This window comes from Flagellimonas aequoris (genome assembly GCF_003584165.1).
Lineage (GTDB): Bacteria > Bacteroidota > Bacteroidia > Flavobacteriales > Flavobacteriaceae > Flagellimonas > Flagellimonas aequoris.
In genome coordinates this window covers 288,577-310,812 of record NZ_QXFJ01000031.1, presented here as the reverse complement: position 1 = coordinate 310,812, position 22,236 = coordinate 288,577, and the positions used below count along the sequence as shown (strand labels likewise).

At 45.2% G+C, this 22,236-nt stretch carries 18 protein-coding genes and 1 pseudogene; 12 read left to right on the top strand and 7 right to left on the bottom strand.

Features of this window, described 5'->3' with window-relative positions:
- Positions 1–87: 87 nt before the first annotated feature.
- From D2U88_RS19215 to ric, 12 genes and pseudogenes are all read left to right on the top strand, one after another.
- Positions 88–600, top strand: coding sequence for a c-type cytochrome (locus D2U88_RS19215; RefSeq protein ID WP_119642190.1), 513 nt, complete (start codon positions 88–90; stop codon positions 598–600).
- 5 nt (positions 601–605) lie between these two features.
- The gene (locus tag D2U88_RS19210) at positions 606–1,187 is read left to right on the top strand and encodes a fasciclin domain-containing protein (protein ID WP_119642188.1); all 582 of its coding nucleotides are present in this window, start codon (positions 606–608) and stop codon (positions 1,185–1,187) included.
- A gap of 38 nt (positions 1,188–1,225) precedes the next feature.
- The gene (gene nosZ / locus D2U88_RS19205; RefSeq protein ID WP_119642186.1) at positions 1,226–3,178 is read left to right on the top strand and encodes a Sec-dependent nitrous-oxide reductase; all 1,953 of its coding nucleotides are present in this window, start codon (positions 1,226–1,228) and stop codon (positions 3,176–3,178) included.
- A gap of 117 nt (positions 3,179–3,295) precedes the next feature.
- A pseudogene (locus D2U88_RS19200) lies at positions 3,296–3,898 on the top strand (hypothetical protein); the annotation flags it as partial.
- Between the two features lie 18 nt (positions 3,899–3,916).
- Positions 3,917–4,351, top strand: a complete 435-nt coding sequence (locus tag D2U88_RS19195) for a nitrous oxide reductase accessory protein NosL (RefSeq protein WP_119642281.1) — start codon at positions 3,917–3,919, stop codon at positions 4,349–4,351.
- A gap of 17 nt (positions 4,352–4,368) precedes the next feature.
- Positions 4,369–4,668, top strand: a complete 300-nt coding sequence (locus tag D2U88_RS19190) for a cupin domain-containing protein (protein ID WP_119642184.1) — start codon at positions 4,369–4,371, stop codon at positions 4,666–4,668.
- Positions 4,669–4,760: 92 nt separating this feature from the next.
- Positions 4,761–5,945, top strand: coding sequence for a nitrous oxide reductase family maturation protein NosD (locus D2U88_RS19185; RefSeq protein ID WP_119642181.1), 1,185 nt, complete (start codon positions 4,761–4,763; stop codon positions 5,943–5,945).
- Positions 5,942–6,664 carry an ABC transporter ATP-binding protein gene (locus D2U88_RS19180; protein ID WP_119642179.1) on the top strand — a complete coding sequence of 241 codons (723 nt, stop codon included), beginning with the start codon at positions 5,942–5,944 and terminating at the stop codon, positions 6,662–6,664. Before D2U88_RS19185 ends, D2U88_RS19180 begins: the two co-directional genes overlap by 4 nt.
- Complete coding sequence (locus D2U88_RS19175) at positions 6,648–7,430, top strand: ABC transporter permease (protein ID WP_119642177.1); 783 nt, start codon at positions 6,648–6,650, stop codon at positions 7,428–7,430. Before D2U88_RS19180 ends, D2U88_RS19175 begins: the two co-directional genes overlap by 17 nt.
- 29 nt (positions 7,431–7,459) lie before the next feature.
- Positions 7,460–8,662 carry a hypothetical protein gene (locus D2U88_RS19170; RefSeq protein ID WP_119642174.1) on the top strand — a complete coding sequence of 401 codons (1,203 nt, stop codon included), beginning with the start codon at positions 7,460–7,462 and terminating at the stop codon, positions 8,660–8,662.
- 139 nt (positions 8,663–8,801) lie between these two features.
- A complete protein-coding gene (locus tag D2U88_RS19165) occupies positions 8,802–9,236 on the top strand; it encodes an RrF2 family transcriptional regulator (protein ID WP_119642172.1) in 435 nt (144 codons plus the stop codon).
- 53 nt (positions 9,237–9,289) lie between these two features.
- Positions 9,290–10,018, top strand: coding sequence for an iron-sulfur cluster repair di-iron protein (gene ric, locus D2U88_RS19160; RefSeq protein WP_119642170.1), 729 nt, complete (start codon positions 9,290–9,292; stop codon positions 10,016–10,018).
- A 361-nt stretch (positions 10,019–10,379) separates the two neighbouring features.
- Here the strand turns inward: ric and D2U88_RS19155 are convergent, their stop codons facing one another.
- From D2U88_RS19155 to D2U88_RS19125, 7 genes are all read right to left on the bottom strand, one after another.
- Positions 10,380–11,696 carry a glycoside hydrolase family 16 protein gene (locus D2U88_RS19155; RefSeq protein WP_220473522.1) on the bottom strand — a complete coding sequence of 439 codons (1,317 nt, stop codon included), beginning with the start codon at positions 11,694–11,696 and terminating at the stop codon, positions 10,380–10,382.
- Positions 11,697–11,711: 15 nt separating this feature from the next.
- Entirely contained in the window at positions 11,712–13,448 is a 1,737-nt protein-coding gene (locus D2U88_RS19150; protein ID WP_119642280.1) for a cellulase family glycosylhydrolase, read from the bottom strand.
- Positions 13,449–13,461: 13 nt separating this feature from the next.
- Complete coding sequence (locus D2U88_RS19145) at positions 13,462–14,937, bottom strand: glycoside hydrolase family 30 protein (protein WP_119642167.1); 1,476 nt, start codon at positions 14,935–14,937, stop codon at positions 13,462–13,464.
- 24 nt (positions 14,938–14,961) lie between these two features.
- A complete protein-coding gene (locus D2U88_RS19140; protein WP_235855834.1) occupies positions 14,962–16,491 on the bottom strand; it encodes a glycoside hydrolase family 30 protein in 1,530 nt (509 codons plus the stop codon).
- Between the two features lie 67 nt (positions 16,492–16,558).
- Positions 16,559–17,410 carry a hypothetical protein gene (locus D2U88_RS19135; RefSeq protein ID WP_147378623.1) on the bottom strand — a complete coding sequence of 284 codons (852 nt, stop codon included), beginning with the start codon at positions 17,408–17,410 and terminating at the stop codon, positions 16,559–16,561.
- 23 nt (positions 17,411–17,433) lie between these two features.
- Positions 17,434–18,945, bottom strand: a complete 1,512-nt coding sequence (locus D2U88_RS19130; RefSeq protein WP_119642162.1) for a RagB/SusD family nutrient uptake outer membrane protein — start codon at positions 18,943–18,945, stop codon at positions 17,434–17,436.
- 10 nt (positions 18,946–18,955) lie between these two features.
- The gene (locus tag D2U88_RS19125) at positions 18,956–22,078 is read right to left on the bottom strand and encodes a SusC/RagA family TonB-linked outer membrane protein (protein ID WP_119642160.1); all 3,123 of its coding nucleotides are present in this window, start codon (positions 22,076–22,078) and stop codon (positions 18,956–18,958) included.
- Between the last annotated feature and the right edge of the window lie 158 nt (positions 22,079–22,236).

Genomic DNA, 22,236 nt, shown 5'->3' with positions numbered 1-22,236 from the left:
AGATATTTTTATCCTTTTTATGATTTATATCATGTTACAGTCCCTATACCCTATTTACATTTGACCAGAATTTTAACCATTTATCACATGAAAACGATAACAAAAACCTTAGTCCTGCTCATTTCCCTGTTCATAATCGCGTGTGGAGGAAAGAAAGAGGAAAAAAAAGAGGAGGGTTTCACTGTACAACGAAAAAAGGCCGAAACGGAGCAACCTGTTGAGTCCAGTACCACCAGTGATGCAAAGGCTTCCGAACGTGTGGATCTGACCAATAAGGGAATAGGCCCCATCAAATCGGTTGAACTGGCCCCCGAAGTCGACCAAGCCCTGGCCGAGAAAGGCAAAGGGATTTATGAACAAATGTGCCTGGCCTGCCACAGGATAGGTAAGAAATTCATCGGACCACCTCCCAATGGGGTATTGGAAAGAAGGACCCCGGAGTGGGTGATGAACATGATCCTGAACCCTCAGGAAATGGTGCAGCAAGATCCCTTGGCAAAAGACCTGCTCCAAGAGTTCAACGGGTCGCCCATGTCCAACCAAGGGTTGACCGAAGACCAGGCAAGGGCCGTTCTCGAATACTTCAGGACATTAAAATAATCAATATGAGATCAACCATTAGACTTAGCATGATGGGGCTGGTACTACTGCTCGCACTAAACAGCAGTTGTAAGGACAGGCCCGAAAACGAAACCCTGGTTTCCGACCAAAACGAGTCGGAGGCCATTTTGGAAAACAACAAGGGACAGGCCTTTATTGAGGATGATGAATCCACTCCCAATGTATTGCAGATAGCCATGGGATCGCCCGACCACAGTATCTTGGTTGCGGCGGTACAGGCCGCGGAATTGGAGAACGCCTTGGTCAACGCAGGGCCCTTGATGGTATTTGCCCCTACCAATGCCGCCTTCGATGCATTACCCGCAGGTACCGTTGAAGACTTGCTAAAGCCAGAGAACAAGGAGGCCTTGGCCAACATCCTCAAGTACCATGTAACCCCTGGTAATTATTCCAAGGACTTTTTGAAAAAATTCAAAAAACTCGGACAGGCGAACAACCAAAATGTCCCTGTCGAGACCAAAGGCGATGATGTGTATGTCGGGGGTGCCAAGATCATTGCCAGCATCCCTGCGGGCAATGGAATCGTCCATGTGGTGGACAAGGTCATCCTACCTCCTACCCAATAAACCATGTAAAACCAGAAAAACGAATAAATCCAAAAACGATGAAGATTCATAACCATTTGATTTTGACCTTTGGAACGGCCCTGATGCTGTTTTCCTGCGGTCAACAGAACCAAAATTCCAACGGGGCCCTGTCGTCCAGTGCCGCCGAAAAAGTATATGTTGCCCCTGGGGAGCAGGATGAATTTTACGCCTTCCTTTCCGGGGGATACAGCGGTAACCTAACCGTATATGGACTGCCATCAGGCAGAATGTTCAAGGAAATTCCTGTGTTCTCCCAGTTCCCTACTTCAGGATACGGATATTCCGAGGAAACCGTTCCCATGTTGAACACCTCCCATGGATTTGTGCCTTGGGACGACCTTCACCACCCCGATATTTCCCAGACCAACGGGGAATTGGACGGCAGGTGGATCTTTGTGAACGGGAACAACACGCCTCGTGTCGCCAGGGTAGATCTGAGTACATTCGAAACTGCTGAGATCATCGAGGTTCCCAATAGTGCCGGGAACCATAGTTCGTCCTTCATCACGGAGAATACCGAGTATGTGGTGGCCGGCACACGATTCTCCGTTCCCGTTCCCCAACGCGATATGCCCATAAATGAATATAAGGGAAACTTCAAAGGGGCGTTGACCTTTATCAGTGTCGATCCCGAGCATGGCCATATGGCAATCAAATTCCAGCTTTTGATGCCCGGATTCAACTATGACCTCTCCCATCCTGGCCGTGGAAAGTCCCATGGATGGTTCTTCTTCACCACCTATAACACGGAAGAGGCCAATTCCCTTTTAGAGGTGAACGCCTCCCAGAACGACAAGGATTTCATTGCAGCCATCAATTGGAAAAAAATCGAGGAATATGTAAACAACGGTGGCGGCACCAAAATGCCAGCCCACTATGCACACAATGTCTATGATGAACATTCCCATACCGGGACATCCACTATGCGCAAGGAGGTACTGACAGTGGATCCTACCAAAGTACCGGGAGCAGTTTATTTTCTGCCCACCCCTAAATCACCCCATGGATGTGATGTGGATCCCACTGGCCAGTACATCATTGGTAACGGTAAACTCTCCGCTGACCTTACCGTACATTCCTTTGACAAAATGATCGCTGCCATCGAGGGCAAAAAATTCGATGGGGAAGCCTATGGAATCCCAATACTAAAATTCGAGGATGTATTGGCCGGACAAGTGAAAAGTGGTGGCCTTGGCCCACTACATACTGAGTTTGACGGCGAGGGCAATGCCTATACCACTTTCTTCATTTCCTCCGAAGTGGTAAAATGGCAATTGGGCACTTGGGAGGTCCTCGATAGAAAACCCACCTATTATTCTGTGGGTCACTTGATGATTCCCGGAGGAAACTCCAGAAAACCTTTTGGTAAGTACGTCGTTGCCATGAACAAGATCACCAAGGACCGGTATTTGCCCACAGGCCCTGAAATGGAACACTCTGCTCAATTGTATGACATCTCCGGGGACAAAATGGAATTGATCTATGACTTCCCGACCCATGGTGAGCCCCACTATGCCGCTGGATGTCCCGCTGAATTGTTGACCACGAATTCCAAAAAAATCTACCGCTTGGATGAAAATAGGCACCCTTATGCGGTGACCACGGCCGATGGATCCAAAGTGATCCGTGACGGAAACGAGGTCCATGTGTACATGTCCACCATCCGAAGCCATTTTACCCCTGACAACATCGAGGGCATCAAGGTCGGCGACAAGGTATATTTCCACATTACCAATCATGAACAGGACTTTGATGTGCCCCATGGCTTTGCCATCCTGGGCCAAAACTCATCCGAACTCCTCGTGATGCCTGGACAGACCAAGACTTCTGTTTGGGAACCCAATGAGGTTGGGGTATGGCCTTTCTACTGTACTGATTTCTGTTCCGCCCTGCACCAGGAAATGCAAGGATATGTGAGGGTCTCCCCTGCCAATTCCAATGTAGAACTGAAATGGTCCCTAGGTGAATAGTAAACCATCATAAAACAAAGCGGGCCGTGTCGATGACCTGCCCGCTTTTTTACAAATGGAATCAAAAGCAATCCACCAAGAAACCGTTCCCAGTTTGTAACCTCTAAATCGAAAAAAATGAAAAAGGCTAGTATACTCATGATCCTTGGCCCACTCTTCTTATTGGGACTCTACGTCTTCCCGCTTTGGAACATCATGTTGGGTGCTCCCCAATACCCGGACCCATTGGGATTGAACATCCACATCAGCGGTCTAAAGGGTGTCAATGAATTTGATATCCAGAACATTGATGGCCTCAACCATTATATCGGCATGCACACCCTTCCCAAAGTGGAGGACATGTGGGAATTTGGCACATTTCCGATGGTCATAGGCGTCATGGTCGCCCTAGGGGTTGTCATAGGTGTTTTGGGCTATTGGGACAAGGTAAGCTATAAATGGTTTCTGGGGTGGTTCCTGCTCATGTCCGTTATGGGTATATTGGGCATGTACGATTTCAATGCATGGTTGGTGGATTATGGTACCGATCTAGATCCCAATGCCATCATGAAACTGACCAATCCGGATGGAAGTCCAATGACCTATAAACCCCCGTTATTGGGCCATGTTAAAATGCTCAATTTTGATGTCACCTCTTTACCGGCCATCGGGGCCTGGTTGATGTTCGTAGGTATGATGCTCACCCTGGTGGCCGGCATTTTGGGGTGGAAAAGCACTAAGAACAATAATTTGACTCCCATGAAAAAACAGATTATCCCCTTGTTGGTTTTCCTTGGCCTTGCCCTCGGATGCTCCGTAAGTCCCCAGCCCATTGACTATGGCCATGTGGGTTGCCATTACTGCAGCATGACCATTGTGGACAAACAACATGCCGCGCAATTGGTCACTTCCAAGGGCAAGGTCTTCAATTTTGATGCAGTGGAATGTATGATGAACTCTTTAAAAAGTGGGAATGTTTCGGACATTTCCCTCTTTTTGGTCAATGATTTTGACCATCCCGGGGAATTGGTGGATGCCACCAAGGCCACCTACCTGATCAGCGAGAAGATTCCCAGCCCCATGGGGGCCTTTCTCAGTGCTTTTTCCGAACAGCAGGCCGCCCAACAGGTATTGGCCATGAACGATGGAACCCTTTTATCCTGGAACGATTTAAAACAACAATACGAACAATAGCAAAACATCCAAGGCCCATGTATAAGATCGATATCGATAACTCCATTGCCCAACAACCGTTCCATGACCTTCAAGTGGCAGTAGTGGTCAAAAACCCAACAATGGAAATCTTGAGCATCAGTTTGGCAAGGGATTCCCTCTTCCCAAAACACATCTCCCCAAAAGATGCCCACTTGATCGTCTTGGAAGGCTCCATTAATTTTTATATCGAGAACCAAATCATTAATTTAACAACACAACAACATTTTAGTTTTTCCAAGGAAGTGGAACATTGGGTGGAAGCCTTGGATGATTCCAAATTTCTCATCATCAGATAATCGACCCTTTCCCGAAAAGAAACATCATGGTACTCCACAATACATATCATAGATATCTCCTTTGCCTGCTCATGCTCCTTTTGGGGCACCCTATGTGGGCCAAAACATGGACCATATGCCCAAGTTGTGTGGATAGTACCCTAAAAGGTACCATTGCACGTGCCCAAGCAAATGATACGCTATTGGTCCAAAAGGGCACCTACAGGGAATTTGAGATCATTGTGGACAAACCGTTGGTGATCAAGGGTATCGGTTACCCAATAATTGATGGAGGGAAAAAGGGTGAGATCTTCAGGATACAATCTGACAACGTGACCCTTGATGGTCTGTTCATCATCAATGTCGGTGTAAGTTATACCAAGGACAACGCCGCTATCCGGGTGGTCCGCAGCAAAAATTTTCTTATCCAAAACATGGTGTTGGAGCAATTGTTCTTCGGTATCTATTTGGAAAAATCCTCCCATGGCAAGGTGTTCCACAATAGGATCATTGGGGAGGCCGTGGACGAATACAATTCGGGCAACGGTATCCAGCTCTGGTATTCCACAGACATCGAGGTACGCAAGAACCATGTCCAAGGTACCCGAGACGGCATCTACCTGGAGTTTTCCGACCGTATCACCATCACGGAAAATGTGAGCATGGACAACCTTCGCTATGGGCTCCATTTTATGTTCTCGAACCATGATGTCTACACCCGGAATACCTTTGAAAACAATGGGGCCGGGGTTGCCGTCATGTTTTCCAAGTTCATCACCATGAAGGACAATACCTTCCATAAGAATTGGGGGACCGCCGCCTATGGCATGTTGTTGAAGGAAATCAATGATGCCGAGATCGTTGGCAACACCTTTGAGGAAAATACCATTGGGATCAACATAGAGGGGTCCAACCGAATCCAATACACCAACAACGACTTTATTGGCAATGGCTGGGCCATTAGGGTCATTGGGGCCTGTTACACCAATAGTTTCAAAGGCAACAATTTTTTGTACAACTCCTTTGACATCTCTTATAACAGTAAGTTGAACGACAACGTGTTCGAAGGTAACTTTTGGAGCAGTTATACCGGCTATGACCTGGACAGGAACGGTATTGGTGATGTGCCCTATCGTCCGGTCAAATTATTTTCCTATGTGGTGAACCGGACCCCGGAGACCATTGTACTGTTACGGAGCCTGTTCATGGATATCATCGATTTCTCCGAAAGGGTCTCCCCTGTATTCACTCCGGACAACCTTAAGGATACCCAACCCTTAATGAAAATACGACCATGACCATAGAAATCAAAGATCTTTACAAACAATTCGGTAAGAACCAAGTTCTAAAAGGGATCGATCTCTCCATCGGCGAAGGTCGTATTTATGCCATTTTGGGGCCCAATGGCTCGGGCAAGACCACCTTGATCAAGAGCATCTTGGGGATGGTAATACCGGACAAGGGGCATATCACCGTACTGGAAAGGCCCGTAAAAAAAGATTGGAAGTATCGGAAAAAAATAGATTACCTGCCCCAGATTGCCAATTTTCCCCCCAACATCAAGGTAAAAGAGCTGATCCATATGATCAAGGACCTCAGGAACAGTCCCAGTGCCGAGGAAGATTTGATCCAGCTCTTTGGCCTTGGACCCTTCTTGGGCAAAAAGCTGTCCACCCTATCCGGCGGAACCAAACAAAAAGTAAACATTGTCCTGACCTTTATGTTCGACAGTCCCCTCATTATCCTGGACGAACCGACCACGGGACTGGACCCCATGGCATTGATCCATTTAAAGCAATTGATCCTAAGGGAAAAAGCCCAAGGAAAGACCATATTGATCACCTCACACATCATGCAGTTCGTGGAAGAGATGGCCGATAAGATCCTTTATCTATTGGAGGGGGAAATCTATTTCCAAGGAAGTATCGTGGAACTTTTGGAACAAACGGGGGCACCTGATTTTGAACATGCCGTTGCGGCACTAACCATTACTGAAAACCATGCTGAAGATTCTTAAATACAGTTTTTACGACCTGATCCGCAGCCGTTGGAGCTACGTATATTTTTTGTTTTACCTCATCCTGGGTTTCGTCCTCTTGTTCCTGAACAATGATGTTTCCAAGGCCGTCATCACCCTGATGAACGTGATCATTGTCCTGATTCCATTGATCGGGACCATTTTTGGGGTCATGTACTACTATAATTCGAGGGAGTTCACGGAACTCCTCTTGGCACAGCCCATCAAACGGAGTTCCATTTTCATGGGCCAATATCTAGGGGTCTCGGGTTCATTGGCCCTCAGCCTTGTTTTGGGTCTGGGCATTCCCTTTGTGCTCTATGGCCTGTTGCAGAGTAATGCCATCTTTGATTTCTCCCTATTGTTGGTCACAGGGTCCTTTTTGACCTTTATTTTTGTGGGGCTGTCCTTTATCATTGCCATATCCAATGAAAATAGGATCAAGGGATTTGGATACGCCGTATTGTTATGGCTCTTTCTGGCCGTGGTCTATGATGGGCTGTTCCTGATGTCGCTTATCGTTTTCGAGGAATACCCCTTGGACACTTTTTCCTTGGTCGCGACCATGCTCAACCCCATCGATCTTTCAAGGATACTGATCCTACTTAAATTGGACATTTCAGCTCTATTGGGATATACAGGGGCCATTTTCAAAAAGTTTTTTGGTACCGACCTCGGTTTTCTGGTCTCCATGGCCATTCTCTTCCTATGGACCGTTTTGCCTATTCTGGGGTTGGAGTATAAAGCCAGAAAGAAGGACTTCTAAACAACACCAAGGAATTTATCCGGAAAAATATGAAGGAACGATCATATCAACGGCACATTCAGGTGGCCATGGCCTATTTTATCATGGCCGCCCTATTGGGTATCCTGCTCCGCTCCTATCCTATTTTCTTCTTTGGCTTCCATTACAGGTATATGGTACACGCCCATTCCCACATAGCCTTATTGGGCTGGGTATATGTGGCAATGACCACCTTGCTACATTACTGCTTTGTGGAAAAGGATACTTCCGGGAAAAGATATAGGCGGATCTTTGGGGCCACACAGGTCACTTTGATCGGGATGTTGCTCACCTTTCCGTTCCAAGGATATGCCCTGTTCTCGATCATCTTTTCCACCTTGTTCCTGATTGTATCCTATGTATTCTTTTATCATTTCTCAAAGCATATCCATCCCAAATTCAGGGATAGTAAGGCCTTGGTCTGCATGAAGGCCGCACTCTGGTACATGGTCATCTCAAGTTTGGGGCCTTGGGCCCTAGGGGTCATCATGACCACTTTGGGGGCTCAATCCATCTGGTACCGATTGGCCATTTATTTTTACCTGCATTTCCAATACAATGGCTGGATGGTCCTGACCTTGATAGGATTGTTTCTGTTTGCCTTGGAACAACGAGGTTTTGTGTTCCCCAAAAAAAGGTTCATCCAATTTTTTTGGGCCCTGAACATAGGTATCGTACTCAGTTTTTTCCTTTCCGCTCTTTGGACAAAGCCATCAACATGGATATACCTCGCTGCGGGACTCGGGGCCATGGCGCAGTTGTACGCCATGGTTCTGTTATGGCTCATGACCACTAATGGTTTCTTAGCTCTGCCCCTATCTAAAATGCAAGACCGTTTACTCAAGACGGCAATGGTCCTGCTTTGCATTAAACTGATCTTGCAATTGTTGACCACCTTCCCTTATTTTGCCCGGATGGCGGTCACCTATCTGGACCTTACCATTGGTTATTTACATCTTACCTTTTTGGGGGGCATCAGTATCGGGCTCTTCTTTTTTGTGGACTACTTTGGGTTGTTCAGGATATCCCGCAGCACCTATCGATGGTATTTTTTGGGATTTCTATTGACTGAGATCCTTATTTTCTATCGAGGTTTTATGGTTTGGCAGCATTGGACCATGCCCAAAGGGTTTATGGAAATTTTGGCGCTTTCCAGTCTCTTGATCCTCATTGGACTATGCGGGATGTTCTTGCAAAACCATAAACGGACCTAGGGTTTCTACTCCATCGCCCCATCTCCGATCATGAAGTACCTATTGGACGGAAAAAGAAAAGCAATCGGAAAAAAACAATAAAGGACATTTTTATCCTATTAAAATAAATGGTATCTTTGATGCAAATAAAGTTATCTTGATGTTTTCAAAGGCCTGTGAGTATGGTATTCGGGCAGCCGTCTATATAGCACTGCAATCCTTGGACGGAAGACGTGTAAGCGTTAATGAGATTGCCGAGGAAATAGATTCCCCTTTGGCCTTTACCGCTAAGATCCTGCAGCAGCTCTCAAAAAGCAAGGTTATACATTCCGTAAAGGGTCCAACAGGAGGGTTTGAAATCGAACGTACCGATATGGACCACGTGAAATTGAGCAAGATCGTCCATGCCATCGATGGGGACGAAATCTTTGTAGGCTGCGGTCTTGGACTAAAGGAATGCAATGCCCAAAAACCCTGCCCCTTGCATGATAAGTTCGTGGACATCCGAAATAATCTGAAAAATATGTTGGAGCAAACCAGTCTCTACGAACTGGCGACAGGTTTGGAAGTGGGCTTGACCTATCTAAGGCGCTAAAAAAATTTAACATAATAAAGGACAATTTTATCCGAATTAAAAATAACATTATCATGAACCTTACCTTGGAAAAAACAGTCGGCCAAATGGTGGCGGAGGATTATCGCACGGCCCAAATATTTAAAAACCACAAGATCGACTTCTGTTGCAAAGGCAACCGGACCCTACAGGAAGTTGCGGAAAAAAAAGGTCTGGACACGGAAACCCTTCTCAAGGAACTGGGTGATGTCCAAGACCGAGATCAAGGGGATTCCCCCGATTTCAATACATGGCCCTTGGACCTTTTGATCGACTATATCGAAAAAAAGCACCATCACTATGTCGAACAGCACATCCCTATCCTGAAACAATACCTCAATAAACTATGCCAAGTGCACGGTAACCGGCATCCGGAGCTGTTCGGGATTTTTAAACATTTCAGTGCTTCCGCAGGAGAACTGACCATGCATATGAAAAAGGAGGAACTGGTGCTCTTCCCCTGTATCCGTAAAATGGTCCATGCAGCCCCGGATGGTACCATTTCGGACCCACCCCATTTCGGAACGGTCAGGAATCCCATCCAAATGATGATGGAGGAACATGACAACGAAGGGGAACGGTTTCGAAAGATTGCCACCTTGAGCAGCGACTATACCCCTCCTGCCGATGCCTGTAATACCTACAGGGTCACCTACTCCCTACTTCGGGAATTTGAGGAGGACCTCCACCGTCATATCCATTTGGAGAACAATATCCTATTCCCAAAGGCTGAGATCCTGGAAAAAAAATTGTTCGGCAATTAAAAGCGCCATGTCACATACTCCTATCAAAAGAAACAAGTCATTTCAGGGCGTAAGCCGTGAACACAGTCACGGCCTCTGTGCTGGAAAATACGGACGAGGCTCTCAAAAAAAATGGCCCCAGAGCTAATCAAGCAATATACGGATTGGTTTTACACTACCCGGACAGGTCACAAAAAAAATTAAAACCTTGACAATCACAGATTAATCAAGGTTTTGTTTTTTTAGGCCTTTTTGCTTGATGGTCTCCGAACCGTTTTACAGACTTAAAGGTTGCCAACTTTTTATTCTATAAACCCATACGGACATATCATTATAGAAGGTTTACGTGACGATTGAAAATACCAAGAAATTTTTTTTAGATCTATTCCATTTTGTAGACCCTTACCCAATCAATGTATACCGAGCATGGAAACTGGGCTTCCGGTACAATAGGGCCGCCGTAGGTATAATCACTGCCCCCCACCCCTGCGCTAAGAATGGCGTACATTTTATGCTCAAAAGGATGCCATTCATCAAAATGGTTGGAATACTCGGAAATGGTAACCCTACGCCCATCGACCAGTTCCACAGATTTTTCATCCTGTCCATCCACGGTATATGCACCACCATCTTTTAAATAGTGGATATGGTAAATACTATCGTCCACAAAGAACTCTATCCGGTCATCATACCAATCTATGCCGTATTCGTGAAATCCCGAACTTCCCGCGTTGGGGTCATTTTCTGGAGGCGGGAAATTTCCGTAGCCAGGCTCTTCGGGATTGGGTGTCTGTTGGGTTTCGTAACTATAATATCCACCCAAGTGCCCATGGTTCCAATCTTGGTATTGGTTGTTCTGCCACTCCCAAGCATAATGGACGGTTCCCAAATTGTGGTAAGGTATGGAACCTACATACTCCATAATATCAATTTCACCGCCTTGGGGCCACATGATGGCATCCACTGTAACAGGTTTTTCCTGGGGCATCATCCAAAAGGCAAAACCCTGCCCTTGATGCCTGACACCACTGGCTTTGACCCGAGCCACTATTCGATGCCCAGGTCCCCAAGAACCTTTGTCCCTGGTATTGATCCTCCCACTGGTATATTCCCGGTCCATAAAGGTTTCATCGCGTGTAGTAATCACCAAGCAACCTCCATCTGCATCTATGATCCCATTTTGAAAGCTGATATTTTCAGATCTATCGGTTGCACGATCCAATTGTCCGGTTCCCCAATCCCCGTTGACCCCAGTACCCGTTTCATAGTTCCATTTGTTGAGGTCAAGACTTCTGTTGTTGAACTCATCGGACCATATCAGCCCTATAAGTTCTTCAACATAAACCGTAACGGAAATGGTCTTGCTTATAAATTGTCCTTGGTTATAGGCCGATACCACTATGCTATAATCATGGGTGCCTTCGTCAGTAAAGGTATAGGACAAGGTATTGGAGGTAGATTCCTTAAGTTGACCTTCGATAAGTATCTTGTATAGTGTTGCATTGGCCGCCTGAAAGGTAAGATTGACCTCTCCACTACCATCCCCATTAGGATTTTCACTGGATTGCCCCGCAATTTCGACGTCAATGGATAGATTGGAAGGCTTTAAATTGTTGACAGGGCCTTGATCTGTCGTATCCCCACTACACGAAAGAATCAGAACCATGAACAAAAACAGCATACAGTTTATTCGTACCATGGCACTTGCATATGTTTAGTTATTTATGAATTCAATATAATTTAGATCGAACCCTCCCTTTTCGAACATCACTTTTAGCTTGTGGACACCTTCTTTTAAATCAACACCAGATAAGATAGCTGTTTTGTATGAAGTTTCATTTCCTGTGGCATCCAACTCCAAACTGCCCGATACAGTTTCCCCGTTAACTTTTAGGGAAATTTTTCCCTTCCCCTCCAAGCCAGAATATCTCACGTTCATATTATAGGTGCCAGATTCCTTAACATTTACTGTGAACAGCAACCATTCCCCATCCTGTATATCAAAAACTTCGTAGCCATTGCTATTGCTGTCTGCACAGTTTTGGATGTCCACCCCATCGTTCCGCATTTTACGGCCTTTGTTCCATGCCCACTGTTCCCCGGTACTTACCCTATAATTGATATAATCGGCATCTTTGTATGCATAATTGTTGGTGCCCATATCATACTCTGTGGCATAGATGAGACCAGGAATTGCATGCTTTTTGTAGGCTTTGGTCTCAAAAGTGTGTACCTGTCTGAACATGGCATCCACAACGCCGGGCTTAACGGTCACATTTTCCATTTTATAGTTCTCGGCCAACTGCATCAAGGCATTTTTTGCATACTCAACGGATGGCTTTTTTCCTCCATTCTGCCAATAGTTCAAAAGCGTTTCATACCCAGGGTTTTTGGTGACCGATGTAACGCCTGCAATATTTTCCACCTTTTTCATGGGCCAAAATGCCCAGCCAATGTTATGGGATTCCATCAACGATAAAACATCCTTGAACCAGACATTGGAATTTTCCCCACTCTCTCCCAGCCAAATCGGCGCATTGTACTTTTCCCTATAATCCAGTACTTGTTGAATGGATGCCGTGGTGTTGAAATTCCAATACTTGTGGAAGCTTATGACCAGATTGTCGTCCCAAAGAGGAAAAACACCATTGTAATTGTTTCCCCAACAATTCCCTTCAATGATGATGATGTGGTCCTTATCTATTTTTCGGATAGCCGTGGTAATATCCACCATCAATTGGCGCAATGGGGCATTGTTCATTTCATCACATCCATTGGGGTTTTCGCCTTCAAAGTTCCAGTTGGGCTCGTTAATGATGTCGTAGCCACCCATCCATGGGCTGTCCTTGTATCGTTCGGCCATCTTTTCCCAAAAAGCAATCATTTTTTGTTTGTTCGCCTCACTTTCCCAAAGGGAAGGTTTTGTGTCGTCATAATCCGAGATATTGGCATCATGGCCTTGTCCTCCCGGGGCTGCATGTAAATCAAGGATAAGGTACATCTCGTTATCCGCACACCATTTCAAAAGATTGTCGGTCATGATGAATCCTTTTTCCAACCATGTATTTGTTCCATCCTTTTCTTCTTCAATAGGTGGGGTGTACAGGTTGTAGTGCATGGGCAACCTAACGGAATTGAATCCCCAAGCTTTTAGTGAATCTATGTCACGTTTGGTAATCCCATTCGCCAAATAGGCCTCATAGAACTCCTCAGTATTTCTCTTGCCAATGAGTTCCGTTATCTTTTGTTTGATGGAGTGCTGTGGCCCAGCAAAACCAGCTGTTTGCAACATATACCCCTCCTGTACCATCCAACCGCCCAGACCGAGACCCCTAAGGAGCACATTGTTGCCTTGGCCGTCAACGATTTTTTGTCCATCGGTATGCAAAAAGCCTTGACCGAATACTGTTGAACTTATAAGAATGGTTAAAAGGAATAGTATTTTTTTCATGAGGTTGTCCATTTTATTGTTTCCAAATATAGGTAGCGACCGCACCAGGACTCAGTGAAGTGGAGGTCCATTCGTTCTTATATTTAATGTTGAAAGATTCCAAAGCATCCCCATCATTTTCTACAAGGAGGACTATATTATCATCAGGTGTTTTGAAGGCAACGTTTTGAAGGTTTCCAGAAATATTGGAAGAAATTCGGGTGGACCCTTGTGGTACAAACTTTGAAGCGTGGGCCACAATATAATACCCCACATTTCTGGTGATATTACCTCCGGAACTTATGGTCAACCCTCCTTTACAGATGGAACAACCGCCATCCGTGTGCGGACCAAAGCTTTCATCATTAGCCAAGTTCCATTCCAGGGCATTTCGGCTCCAGTTGCGCATGGACCCTATGATCACATTTTTCACATGCCACTTCAAATCCCCGTCAAAAGAGCCATTGGAAGAGGTGTACTGCTCGGTAAAATAAAGATTCTTCTCTGGAAATGAGTTGTGTACCGTAGAAAGTGCACTGATGTCCCCATTGTACAGGTGAAAAGCGGAACCATCCACATAAGGGTAAGCATCTGGATCGCTCAGTACCGTAATGGGATATTGTGGATTGTCACAGTTATGGTCCCAAACAATGATCTTGGTTGAAATATTTGCCTCCTCAAATGCAGGACCAAGGTGATTCTTGATGAATTCGGCCTGTTCCTCAGCCGTCATGACCATACTGGGATTGTTCCCATCATGCATGGGCTCATTCTGAATGGTGATGGCATCAATGGTTATGCCTTCTGCCTCCATTGCTTGAATATATTTCACAAAATATTGGGCATACACTCCGTAATATTCAGGCTTAAGGCTTCCACCAACAAAACTGCCGTTGTCCTTCATCCAAACCGGGGCAGACCATGGAGAACCTAATATTTTGATATTAGGGCTTATTTCCAAAATCTCTTTAAGAACCGTAATGACACCTTCTCTATCCTGGTCCAGGCTAAAATTATCGAGTGATTCATCCGTCTCGCCATCTGGCATATCATCATAGGTGAAGGGTCCGGCATTCAGGTCGGATGCGCCGATACTTACCCTGACGTAACTGATGGATATATCGTTTTCCGAGGTACCGAACAATTCTTGCAGCAACTCGTTCCTATCACCAGTACTTAATTGGTTGATGACCTCCGCACTACCCCCTGTCAATGTAAACCCGAAACCGTCGATAGTTTGATAGGTCAAAGATGGATTTACCTCAATATTTGGATAGTTGTTGGGATTGGTACCGAACGGCAGGGCGTTCGCCTGTTTCGTCAGCAATACACTTTTGTCCGGCTTGGTCAACCAAACATCCACGGATTCCGAAACGGTAGGCGGTGTCCCTGTGTTTGGAGGGTTTGGTGTTGGGCTATCCGAACCACCATCATCAGTAGAAGATGAACAATGCACCAGCAACAATCCTATCGCAAAGGATGCGGCAATCAATATATTTTTTGTGTTCATGAACAACAATTTCTTTCTATTTAATTAATAGACAACCGTTTGAATGGCATGTGCAGGAATATCAATCCTTGTTTTTTGGTCGCCTACGTATAGATTATATGAAATGGGGCTATCAGTTTGATTCATCACCACGGTGGCCATTTTACCATCGGGATTCAAAAAGGAGGCACTGAGCAACGTACTTCTGCTCACTGCTGTTGCCACTCTTTTTGCCTGCGGCCTAACAAATTTTGAGAAGTGTCCAATATAGTAGTATGATGGCGTATAGATCAGCTCCCCTGTTCGGGTATCCGCATGAATCGGGGCAAAACAAAAATTGCCCACATGGTTGGGGCCTCCATTTTCATCCAAAAGGATGTTCCAATCGGTCCAACCGACGGTTCCATTATTAAAATCATTGATCATGCTTTTGCCATAGCGCTCTGCGTGTGGCCAAAACTGATATCTCGCGGCATCAAAACGGTCATTACAACCTTCGGTGAACAATAAATTCTTTGAGGGGTAGCTCTCTTGCACCTTTCCCACATTTTCATATAGTTGATCTCCACCGGACCAATCCTCATACCAGTGGAATCCCATTCCCCATATATATTTTGATGCTTCAGGATCACCAAAAATGACATTGGCCCTCTGATTCATCAAATCCCTGTTGTGGTCCCAGACCACAATATTCTTTTCGGCCAATCCACTTTTTTCCAAGGTTGGGCCCAAATAGTTCTTCACAAAATCCCTTTCTGCCTCCGAAGTGAAAATACAGGACTCCCAGGTTTGTTTCGCCATTGGTTCATTTTGAACCGTCAACCCCCAAATGGGAATATTCTCTTCCTCATAGGCCTGAATGAACTTTACAAAGTAATTGGCCCAAGATTGGTAGTATTCGGGCAACAAAGTGCCTCCCTGCAGCATATTTTTATTGCTTTTCATAAAAGCCGGTGGACTCCATGGGGAAACATAGGTTACCAAAGCCCCACCTGCCCTTGACAAGGCTTTCTTGATCATCGGGATACGGAATTCCTGATCATGGGCTATGGAGAAGGAGGTCAAAGCAGAATCCCCTTCTTGTATGTATGTGTAACTTCCACTGCTAAAATCGCAACTGTGGATATTGGTCCTCAGCAACGTGTAGCCCAGACCTTTGTCCTTGCCATAATAGGCATCCAACAGCTCTTCTTGTTTTGTAGCATCCAACTTCGCAAACGTTTCTGCACTGGCATCGGTAATGGCCCCGCCAATTCCCAAAATGGTCTGAAACATTTTTTTAGGTTCCACAAATACCGAAACCTCTTTTTCCAAGGGTTGCTCAGCGTCTGAGAATACAGGACCTTCAGAAACGGCAAGCCGAAGAGCAGTGCTATCGGCAGTGGTGTAAATGGTTATTGGTTTTCCCTTGGCGGAAAAATCTATGGCCTCTTCCTCTGCAGTATCGGAGGATGTACTGCTCTTTACGGTATCATCACAAGAAATACTTAGGAAACATAAAAAAGAAAAAATGTAAACGGGGGTAAATTTCATGGCATTGGGGCCGGCAAAGACCGGCATGTTTAAATAGCCCATGGTTCAGCATACCATGGGCTATGAACTTAAAAAAATCTAACTCAAAACTAAATTAACTAACTTTCTTTTAATTGGTTCCCCTTAACTCTACGTTATCAATGGTTATGGCTCCAACGTTTCCTCCGCCACATTTTATTACCAAATAAATGGTGGTATCCTCGTCAAAGCTTACCACATTGCCACTCCCTGCACAGCTAAGTTGAGACAGCTTGCCACTGAATGGGGTCCCCCCACAACCATTCCAAGTATTCAACCCAATTCTGGTACCATCAGCGGAATAATCGTTAAGCTGAACAGGGGCTGTAGTGGAAACATATACTTCAAACCAAGTATCAACGGAACCTTCCCCTTGGACATTCATATCCACAGCGTAGTTTTTACCACCCTGTACTTCGATGGCCTGAAAGATCCCTTGTTGGTTCCAATCACTTGCTGTTATGGTAGCCGAACCTGAATCAAACGTCCAACTGGCTCCTGATGCACTGATATTCAGAATGGTCCATTGGGCAATATCCTCGTCTGTTTCAAACTTACCACCGACCACAAGGTTACCTGCATTAGGGTCCGATTCTGGAACCACCAATTCTTGGGAAGCGCTTTTGCTCTCTCCTCCCCTACCAATGGCTATGTGGGTTATGTTATAGGTGCCGGCATCGGGTAAAAAAATCTCCTCTGTTGATTTTCCTTGGTAGATACCTTCACCGATATCCCATTTTGAGAAAATATAATTTAAGTTTTGTGCCTCCAAAACATACCTGTTCGCTGTTCCACTCACCGGTGTAATGGTGAAAGAAGCATCCAAATTCGGGTCGGTCAGCCCATTGTTCTCAAAAGAATCCTCTGGTTGGCAACCAGCCAGCATAACCATGCCCAGCACTCCAAGTACAACCGATCTATATTTAGTTTTCTTAAATATCATGACAAATCTATTTTTATCGTTTATCAATAGTTAGGGTTTTGGACAATCAAAGTATTCTCCATTTCCCGTAATGGTATGGGCAGCACTTCATTTTTTCCCGCTGTAAAACCTCTGTTAGAAAGTGCTGAGGCAGCATTTCCAGTTCTTACCAAATCAAACCACCTATGTCCTTCTCCCGCCAATTCCAAACGGCGTTCGTTCCATATGGCCTGGGTCGATACCGGAACGGAGGGCAATCCAACCCGTGCCCTTACGGCATCCAACAAGGCTTGCGCTCTTACACCAGATCCTCCTAAGGCTTCGGCCTCAAGTAAATAAGTGTCCGCCAAACGGATCATATAAACATGTTGTTGGTAATTGAGTTCCTTAACGCCGCCCCCTGTTGTGGCATCGCTGTTCAAGGGCATGAATTTCCTTAGATAGTAGCCCGTGTCCTGATCCCCGTGCAGGTATTCAATTTCGTCCGCCTCTTCATACGCTTTCAAATCAGCAACGGTTGCATCGAACCTAGGGTCGTCCTTGATCAAATCATAGAAACCTTGGGTAAACACATTGAAGCTCCAACCAGGAGCAAAATCAGGAGCGGTTGACCCTGAACTTCTTACGTAACTACGTGGCCCAACCATGATGTTGATACTGTTGCCTTCATCGGCACCAGAACCCCAAAAACCCCAATCCGCATTACTTTGGTTGGTATTGGTCGTTTCCAATATGGATTCTGAGTTGAACGTGTTTTGAAAATCCCACAGGTCGGCAAAATTATCCAACAACCTGTATCCATATTTGCTGGTTCCCCCTGGTGTTCCATTCACCTCGGCAAGCTCATCAGCCGCCTGGGCATTTTTTCCATCATAAAGGTACACCTTGCCCAATAGAGCCTGAACAGCACCTTTGCTAAAACGGCCTGCTTCTGTGGTAAGATTTACCATATCCGGCAAGCTGCTCTTCGCATCTTCCAAATCGGTTTCTATTTGGGCATATACCGCTTCCTTGGATGCCTGTTCCACGTTGTAGATATCCGCAGTGGGAAGGGGATCGACAATCAATGGTATATTTCCGAACATACGCACCAATTGAAAATAAAAGTAACCCCGAAGCGCCTTGGCCTCTGCCGTGAACCTTGCCCTGTTTGCTTCTCCCATTGGAATATCGGGGAGTTTAGAAATTAGCACATTGGCCCTAAAAATTCCCTGGTAGTAGTCTCCCCAATAACTCGCAGGAATAGTGGAGGCTGTAATCGAATAATTGGAGAACGCATGGATCCCGGCACCATCATCTGGACCTCCCCCACCTGCATAGTGATCATCTGAACCTGCGTTCATCATGGTCACCATATTTTCAAATCCCCTGGATTCCTTTCCCAAAACATCATAGATGGCGATCAAACCGGAATAGGCCTGGGTCTCATTGCTATAATAATTTTCTTCCAAGTAGGTCCCTTTGGGCTCCACATCCAAATACTCTTTACTACAAGAGGTAAATGCCAGAGCCATTATTGAACCAAAAACCAAATAATTTATGTTTCTCAGTTTCATGATATTTTTTTTAGAATTGTAAATTAACGCCCAACATTCCCGATCTGGCCTGTGGATAATATCCTCTGTCTATTCCCAGTACATCTCCACCTATTTCAGGATCAAAGCCAGTGTATCGAGTGAAGGTTATCAGATTCTCCCCTGTGATGTACAGCCTTAATTTTGATATCCCCACTTTCTCCATTACATCCTGTGGGAAGGTGTATCCAAATTGGATGGTTTTGAACCTTAAGTAGTCCCCATCTTCCAAATAAAAATCCGATGGATTTGTAAAGTTTTTATTGGTATCGTTGGTAGTAAGTCTAGGGAACGAATTGGAGGTTCCTTCCCCTGTCCATCTTCCCAACGCAGAGGTCTGATAGTTTGCACTTCCGATGTCCAATCTGCGCAAGGCCTGAAAGATCTTGTTCCCTGCAGCACCTTGGGCAAACACCAAAAGATCAAAGCTTTTATAGTTCAGGTTTAGGTTAATACCAAAAGTAACCTTGGGAATGGAGCTTCCCAAGAAATCCCTGTCGTTGTCAGTAATGGTACCATCCCCGTCAACATCTTTCCATCTAAAATCACCTGGCTTGGCATTAGGCTGCATGGGCACCCCTTCACCATTGGCATAAGCATCTATTTCCGCTTGATTTTGGAAAATACCATCGGTCACAAAGCCGTAAAAGGAATTTACGGGTTGTCCTACCTGTGTACGGGTAATGGGGAAAGTACTGGCCTGAACCGTTGTACCTCCTGATAAAAAGTCTACTCCGGCACCCAAGAAGGTTACCTCATTGTCCACTGTGGAAACGTTTCCACTCAATGAAAATCCAAAATCACCAAAATCCTTGTTATAGGACATTCCCAAGTCTATCCCCCTGTTTTCCATATCGGCCACGTTGCCGGCAGGACTTCCTGTGGCCCCAACGTAACCAGGTAGTGGGACATCCCTTAAAATACCTGTTGTTTTTTTCAGATACCAATCGAATGTAAGGCTCAATCCGTGGAAAAGTGTAGCATCGAAACCAATATTGGTCTGGCTGGTCTCCTCCCATTTCAAGTCTGGGTTGGCAGGTGCATCAGGGCTGTTGCCAATGGTAACGGATCCCCCAGTACCAACTGCATAGTTTCTACCATCACCTATGGTGGATAAATACCTGAAATCCCCAATCTGGTCACTACCGGTAACCCCGTAGCTACCTCTGATTTTCAATTGGTTCACTATTTCATTCTCCGGCCAGAAGTTTTCCCTGTCCGCTACCCAACCTAATGAGAAGGATGGGAACACCCCAAACTTGTTGTTAGATCCAAAGCGACTGGAACCATCCCTCCTTACAATACCTGTAAACAAATATTTTTCCTTATAGGCATAGTTCAACCTTGCGAAAAGCGAAGTGACCTTGTGGATTACCCCCGTGGATGCATTTGCATTGATCTGCTCGGTAGGAATATCAAAATTGAAAGAGGCATCCTTATAATTGTTAACCGGAATATTGTTGTAGGTAATGGACTGCCCTTCGGTGATGTTGTCCACATAAACACCCTGTCCCAAAAGTGCGGTGAAATCATGTTCCCCTATTTCCTTGGTATAAGATGCAGTATTCTCTATGTTCCAACCAAAACCCTTATTGGTATTTCTGGAAAGACTGTTCTGAGAGGTAACAAAGGAAGATGTTAAAAAGGCCACTGGGTTAAAGGACTGTCCGCCCCAATAGGCCAATTTACCTCCAAAGGTACTCCTTACCCTCAAATTCTTGATGGGCTCCACTTCCACATAGGCATTCCCTACAAAGTTATCCGCCCAAGTGTGGTTACCCAATCTTGTTTTGGTAAAAGCCAACGGATTCGTCATTTCCTGACCCACCAATGTAGATATCCCATAGGGATAACCATTAGGTGCCAAAATCAGGTCGGGTCTTAAGCTACCGGTATCATCCACATAGGGAACGCCACTGAGAACGGCAGGGTCAGTTTCTATATCGGGAGTAATGGGATCCAGGTTGACCGCAGAGGACAATGGCCCTCCGTAGAAAGTATTCCCATCAATGGCCGCATTTTTTTCATTGGAATATCCAAAGGTTTGACCAAATCTCAAATAGTCATTGATTTTGTGGGTCGAATTCAACCGGAAGTTCTTCCTAATGTAATGGGATATGTCTGACACTACGATACCTTCTTGATCCAAGTATCCAAAAGAGGCATAAAAAGTAGATTTTTCATTGCCACCACTTATGCTGACCTCATGGTTTTCCCGTTTGGCGCTATTGTTAAAAATAAGTTCTTGCCAATCCGTTCCCTTTCCATATGATTCTGGATTTGGGAAAAGTATACCCCCGCCTCCAGCAACAGATGCTTCGTTCCTGAGCGACGCATACTGTGTAGCATTGAGCAAATCCAGCTTTCTTGCCGGTGCCGACATACCCGTGTAGCCGCTGTAATTGACACTCAATTTACCAGATTTACCGCTTTTTGTAGTAACCAAAATTACCCCGGCGGCAGCCCGCGATCCATAAATAGCCGCAGAAGCTGCATCTTTTAATACCTCAATGGAGGCGATATCGGATTGATTCAAATACCCAATTCCACCCGCATCAACAATTACCCCGTCTACAACCCATAAAGGCTCGTTGTTGTTCAAGGTTGTTACACCTCTTACCCGAATGGTGGACGAAGACCCCGGTTGTCCGGAATTGGCCGCTATGGTAATCCCAGATGCCCTACCCTGGAGGGATTGTTCTACCCTATTGATGGGCAAATCTTGCAAGTCGGATTCCTTTACCCCTGAAATCGCACCGGTCACGACGCTTTTCTTCTGGGTACCATAACCGACCACTACAATTTCATCCAAAAGATTTACATCGGAATTCAAGGTGACCGAAATTTGTGATCTACCATTGACCGATTCTTCCACTGGCACATAGCCAATGTAACTGAAAACCAAAATCCCATCCGAGGGTGCTTCAATTTCAAAATTGCCATCAAAATCTGTAGAAGTTCCCTTATCTGTGTTTTTGATTATTACAGATGCCCCTGGGAGCGGGACACCACCATCATCCTTGACCATACCACGAACAGTGATGTTCTGGGCCTGTACATACATGGATAGCATTAAGGATAAAGCACACAGCACAAATGACTTAGTTAGCTTCATGTGTTTGTTAGTTTAAGTTAATTACTGTTAAAAAAATGTGCATTTGACAACGATATTAGGTATGATTTTATCGATATCACAATCATATTCCACTACAAAAACACATCAATATGGCAAAAAATATTTACAAAAACACATCAAAAAAAATATTTAAATAT

What these genes read in the sequence shown, in the direction of transcription:
- nosZ (WP_119642186.1), top strand. Translation starts at nt 1,226, where the DNA reads ATGAAGATTCATAACCATTTGATTTTGACCTTTGGAACGGCCCTGATG.
- D2U88_RS19135 (WP_147378623.1), bottom strand. Translation starts at nt 17,410, where the DNA reads ATGATATTTAAGAAAACTAAATATAGATCGGTTGTACTTGGAGTGCTG.
- D2U88_RS19165 (WP_119642172.1), top strand. Translation starts at nt 8,802, where the DNA reads ATGTTTTCAAAGGCCTGTGAGTATGGTATTCGGGCAGCCGTCTATATA.
- D2U88_RS19150 (WP_119642280.1), bottom strand. Translation starts at nt 13,448, where the DNA reads ATGAAAAAAATACTATTCCTTTTAACCATTCTTATAAGTTCAACAGTA.
- D2U88_RS19130 (WP_119642162.1), bottom strand. Translation starts at nt 18,945, where the DNA reads ATGAAACTGAGAAACATAAATTATTTGGTTTTTGGTTCAATAATGGCT.
- D2U88_RS19140 (WP_235855834.1), bottom strand. Translation starts at nt 16,491, where the DNA reads ATGGGCTATTTAAACATGCCGGTCTTTGCCGGCCCCAATGCCATGAAA.
- D2U88_RS19155 (WP_220473522.1), bottom strand. Translation starts at nt 11,696, where the DNA reads ATGGTACGAATAAACTGTATGCTGTTTTTGTTCATGGTTCTGATTCTT.
- D2U88_RS19175 (WP_119642177.1), top strand. Translation starts at nt 6,648, where the DNA reads ATGCTGAAGATTCTTAAATACAGTTTTTACGACCTGATCCGCAGCCGT.
- D2U88_RS19185 (WP_119642181.1), top strand. Translation starts at nt 4,761, where the DNA reads ATGTGGGCCAAAACATGGACCATATGCCCAAGTTGTGTGGATAGTACC.
- D2U88_RS19195 (WP_119642281.1), top strand. Translation starts at nt 3,917, where the DNA reads ATGAAAAAACAGATTATCCCCTTGTTGGTTTTCCTTGGCCTTGCCCTC.
- D2U88_RS19210 (WP_119642188.1), top strand. Translation starts at nt 606, where the DNA reads ATGAGATCAACCATTAGACTTAGCATGATGGGGCTGGTACTACTGCTC.
- ric (WP_119642170.1), top strand. Translation starts at nt 9,290, where the DNA reads ATGAACCTTACCTTGGAAAAAACAGTCGGCCAAATGGTGGCGGAGGAT.
- D2U88_RS19170 (WP_119642174.1), top strand. Translation starts at nt 7,460, where the DNA reads ATGAAGGAACGATCATATCAACGGCACATTCAGGTGGCCATGGCCTAT.
- D2U88_RS19125 (WP_119642160.1), bottom strand. Translation starts at nt 22,078, where the DNA reads ATGAAGCTAACTAAGTCATTTGTGCTGTGTGCTTTATCCTTAATGCTA.
- D2U88_RS19190 (WP_119642184.1), top strand. Translation starts at nt 4,369, where the DNA reads ATGTATAAGATCGATATCGATAACTCCATTGCCCAACAACCGTTCCAT.
- D2U88_RS19145 (WP_119642167.1), bottom strand. Translation starts at nt 14,937, where the DNA reads ATGAACACAAAAAATATATTGATTGCCGCATCCTTTGCGATAGGATTG.
- D2U88_RS19215 (WP_119642190.1), top strand. Translation starts at nt 88, where the DNA reads ATGAAAACGATAACAAAAACCTTAGTCCTGCTCATTTCCCTGTTCATA.
- D2U88_RS19180 (WP_119642179.1), top strand. Translation starts at nt 5,942, where the DNA reads ATGACCATAGAAATCAAAGATCTTTACAAACAATTCGGTAAGAACCAA.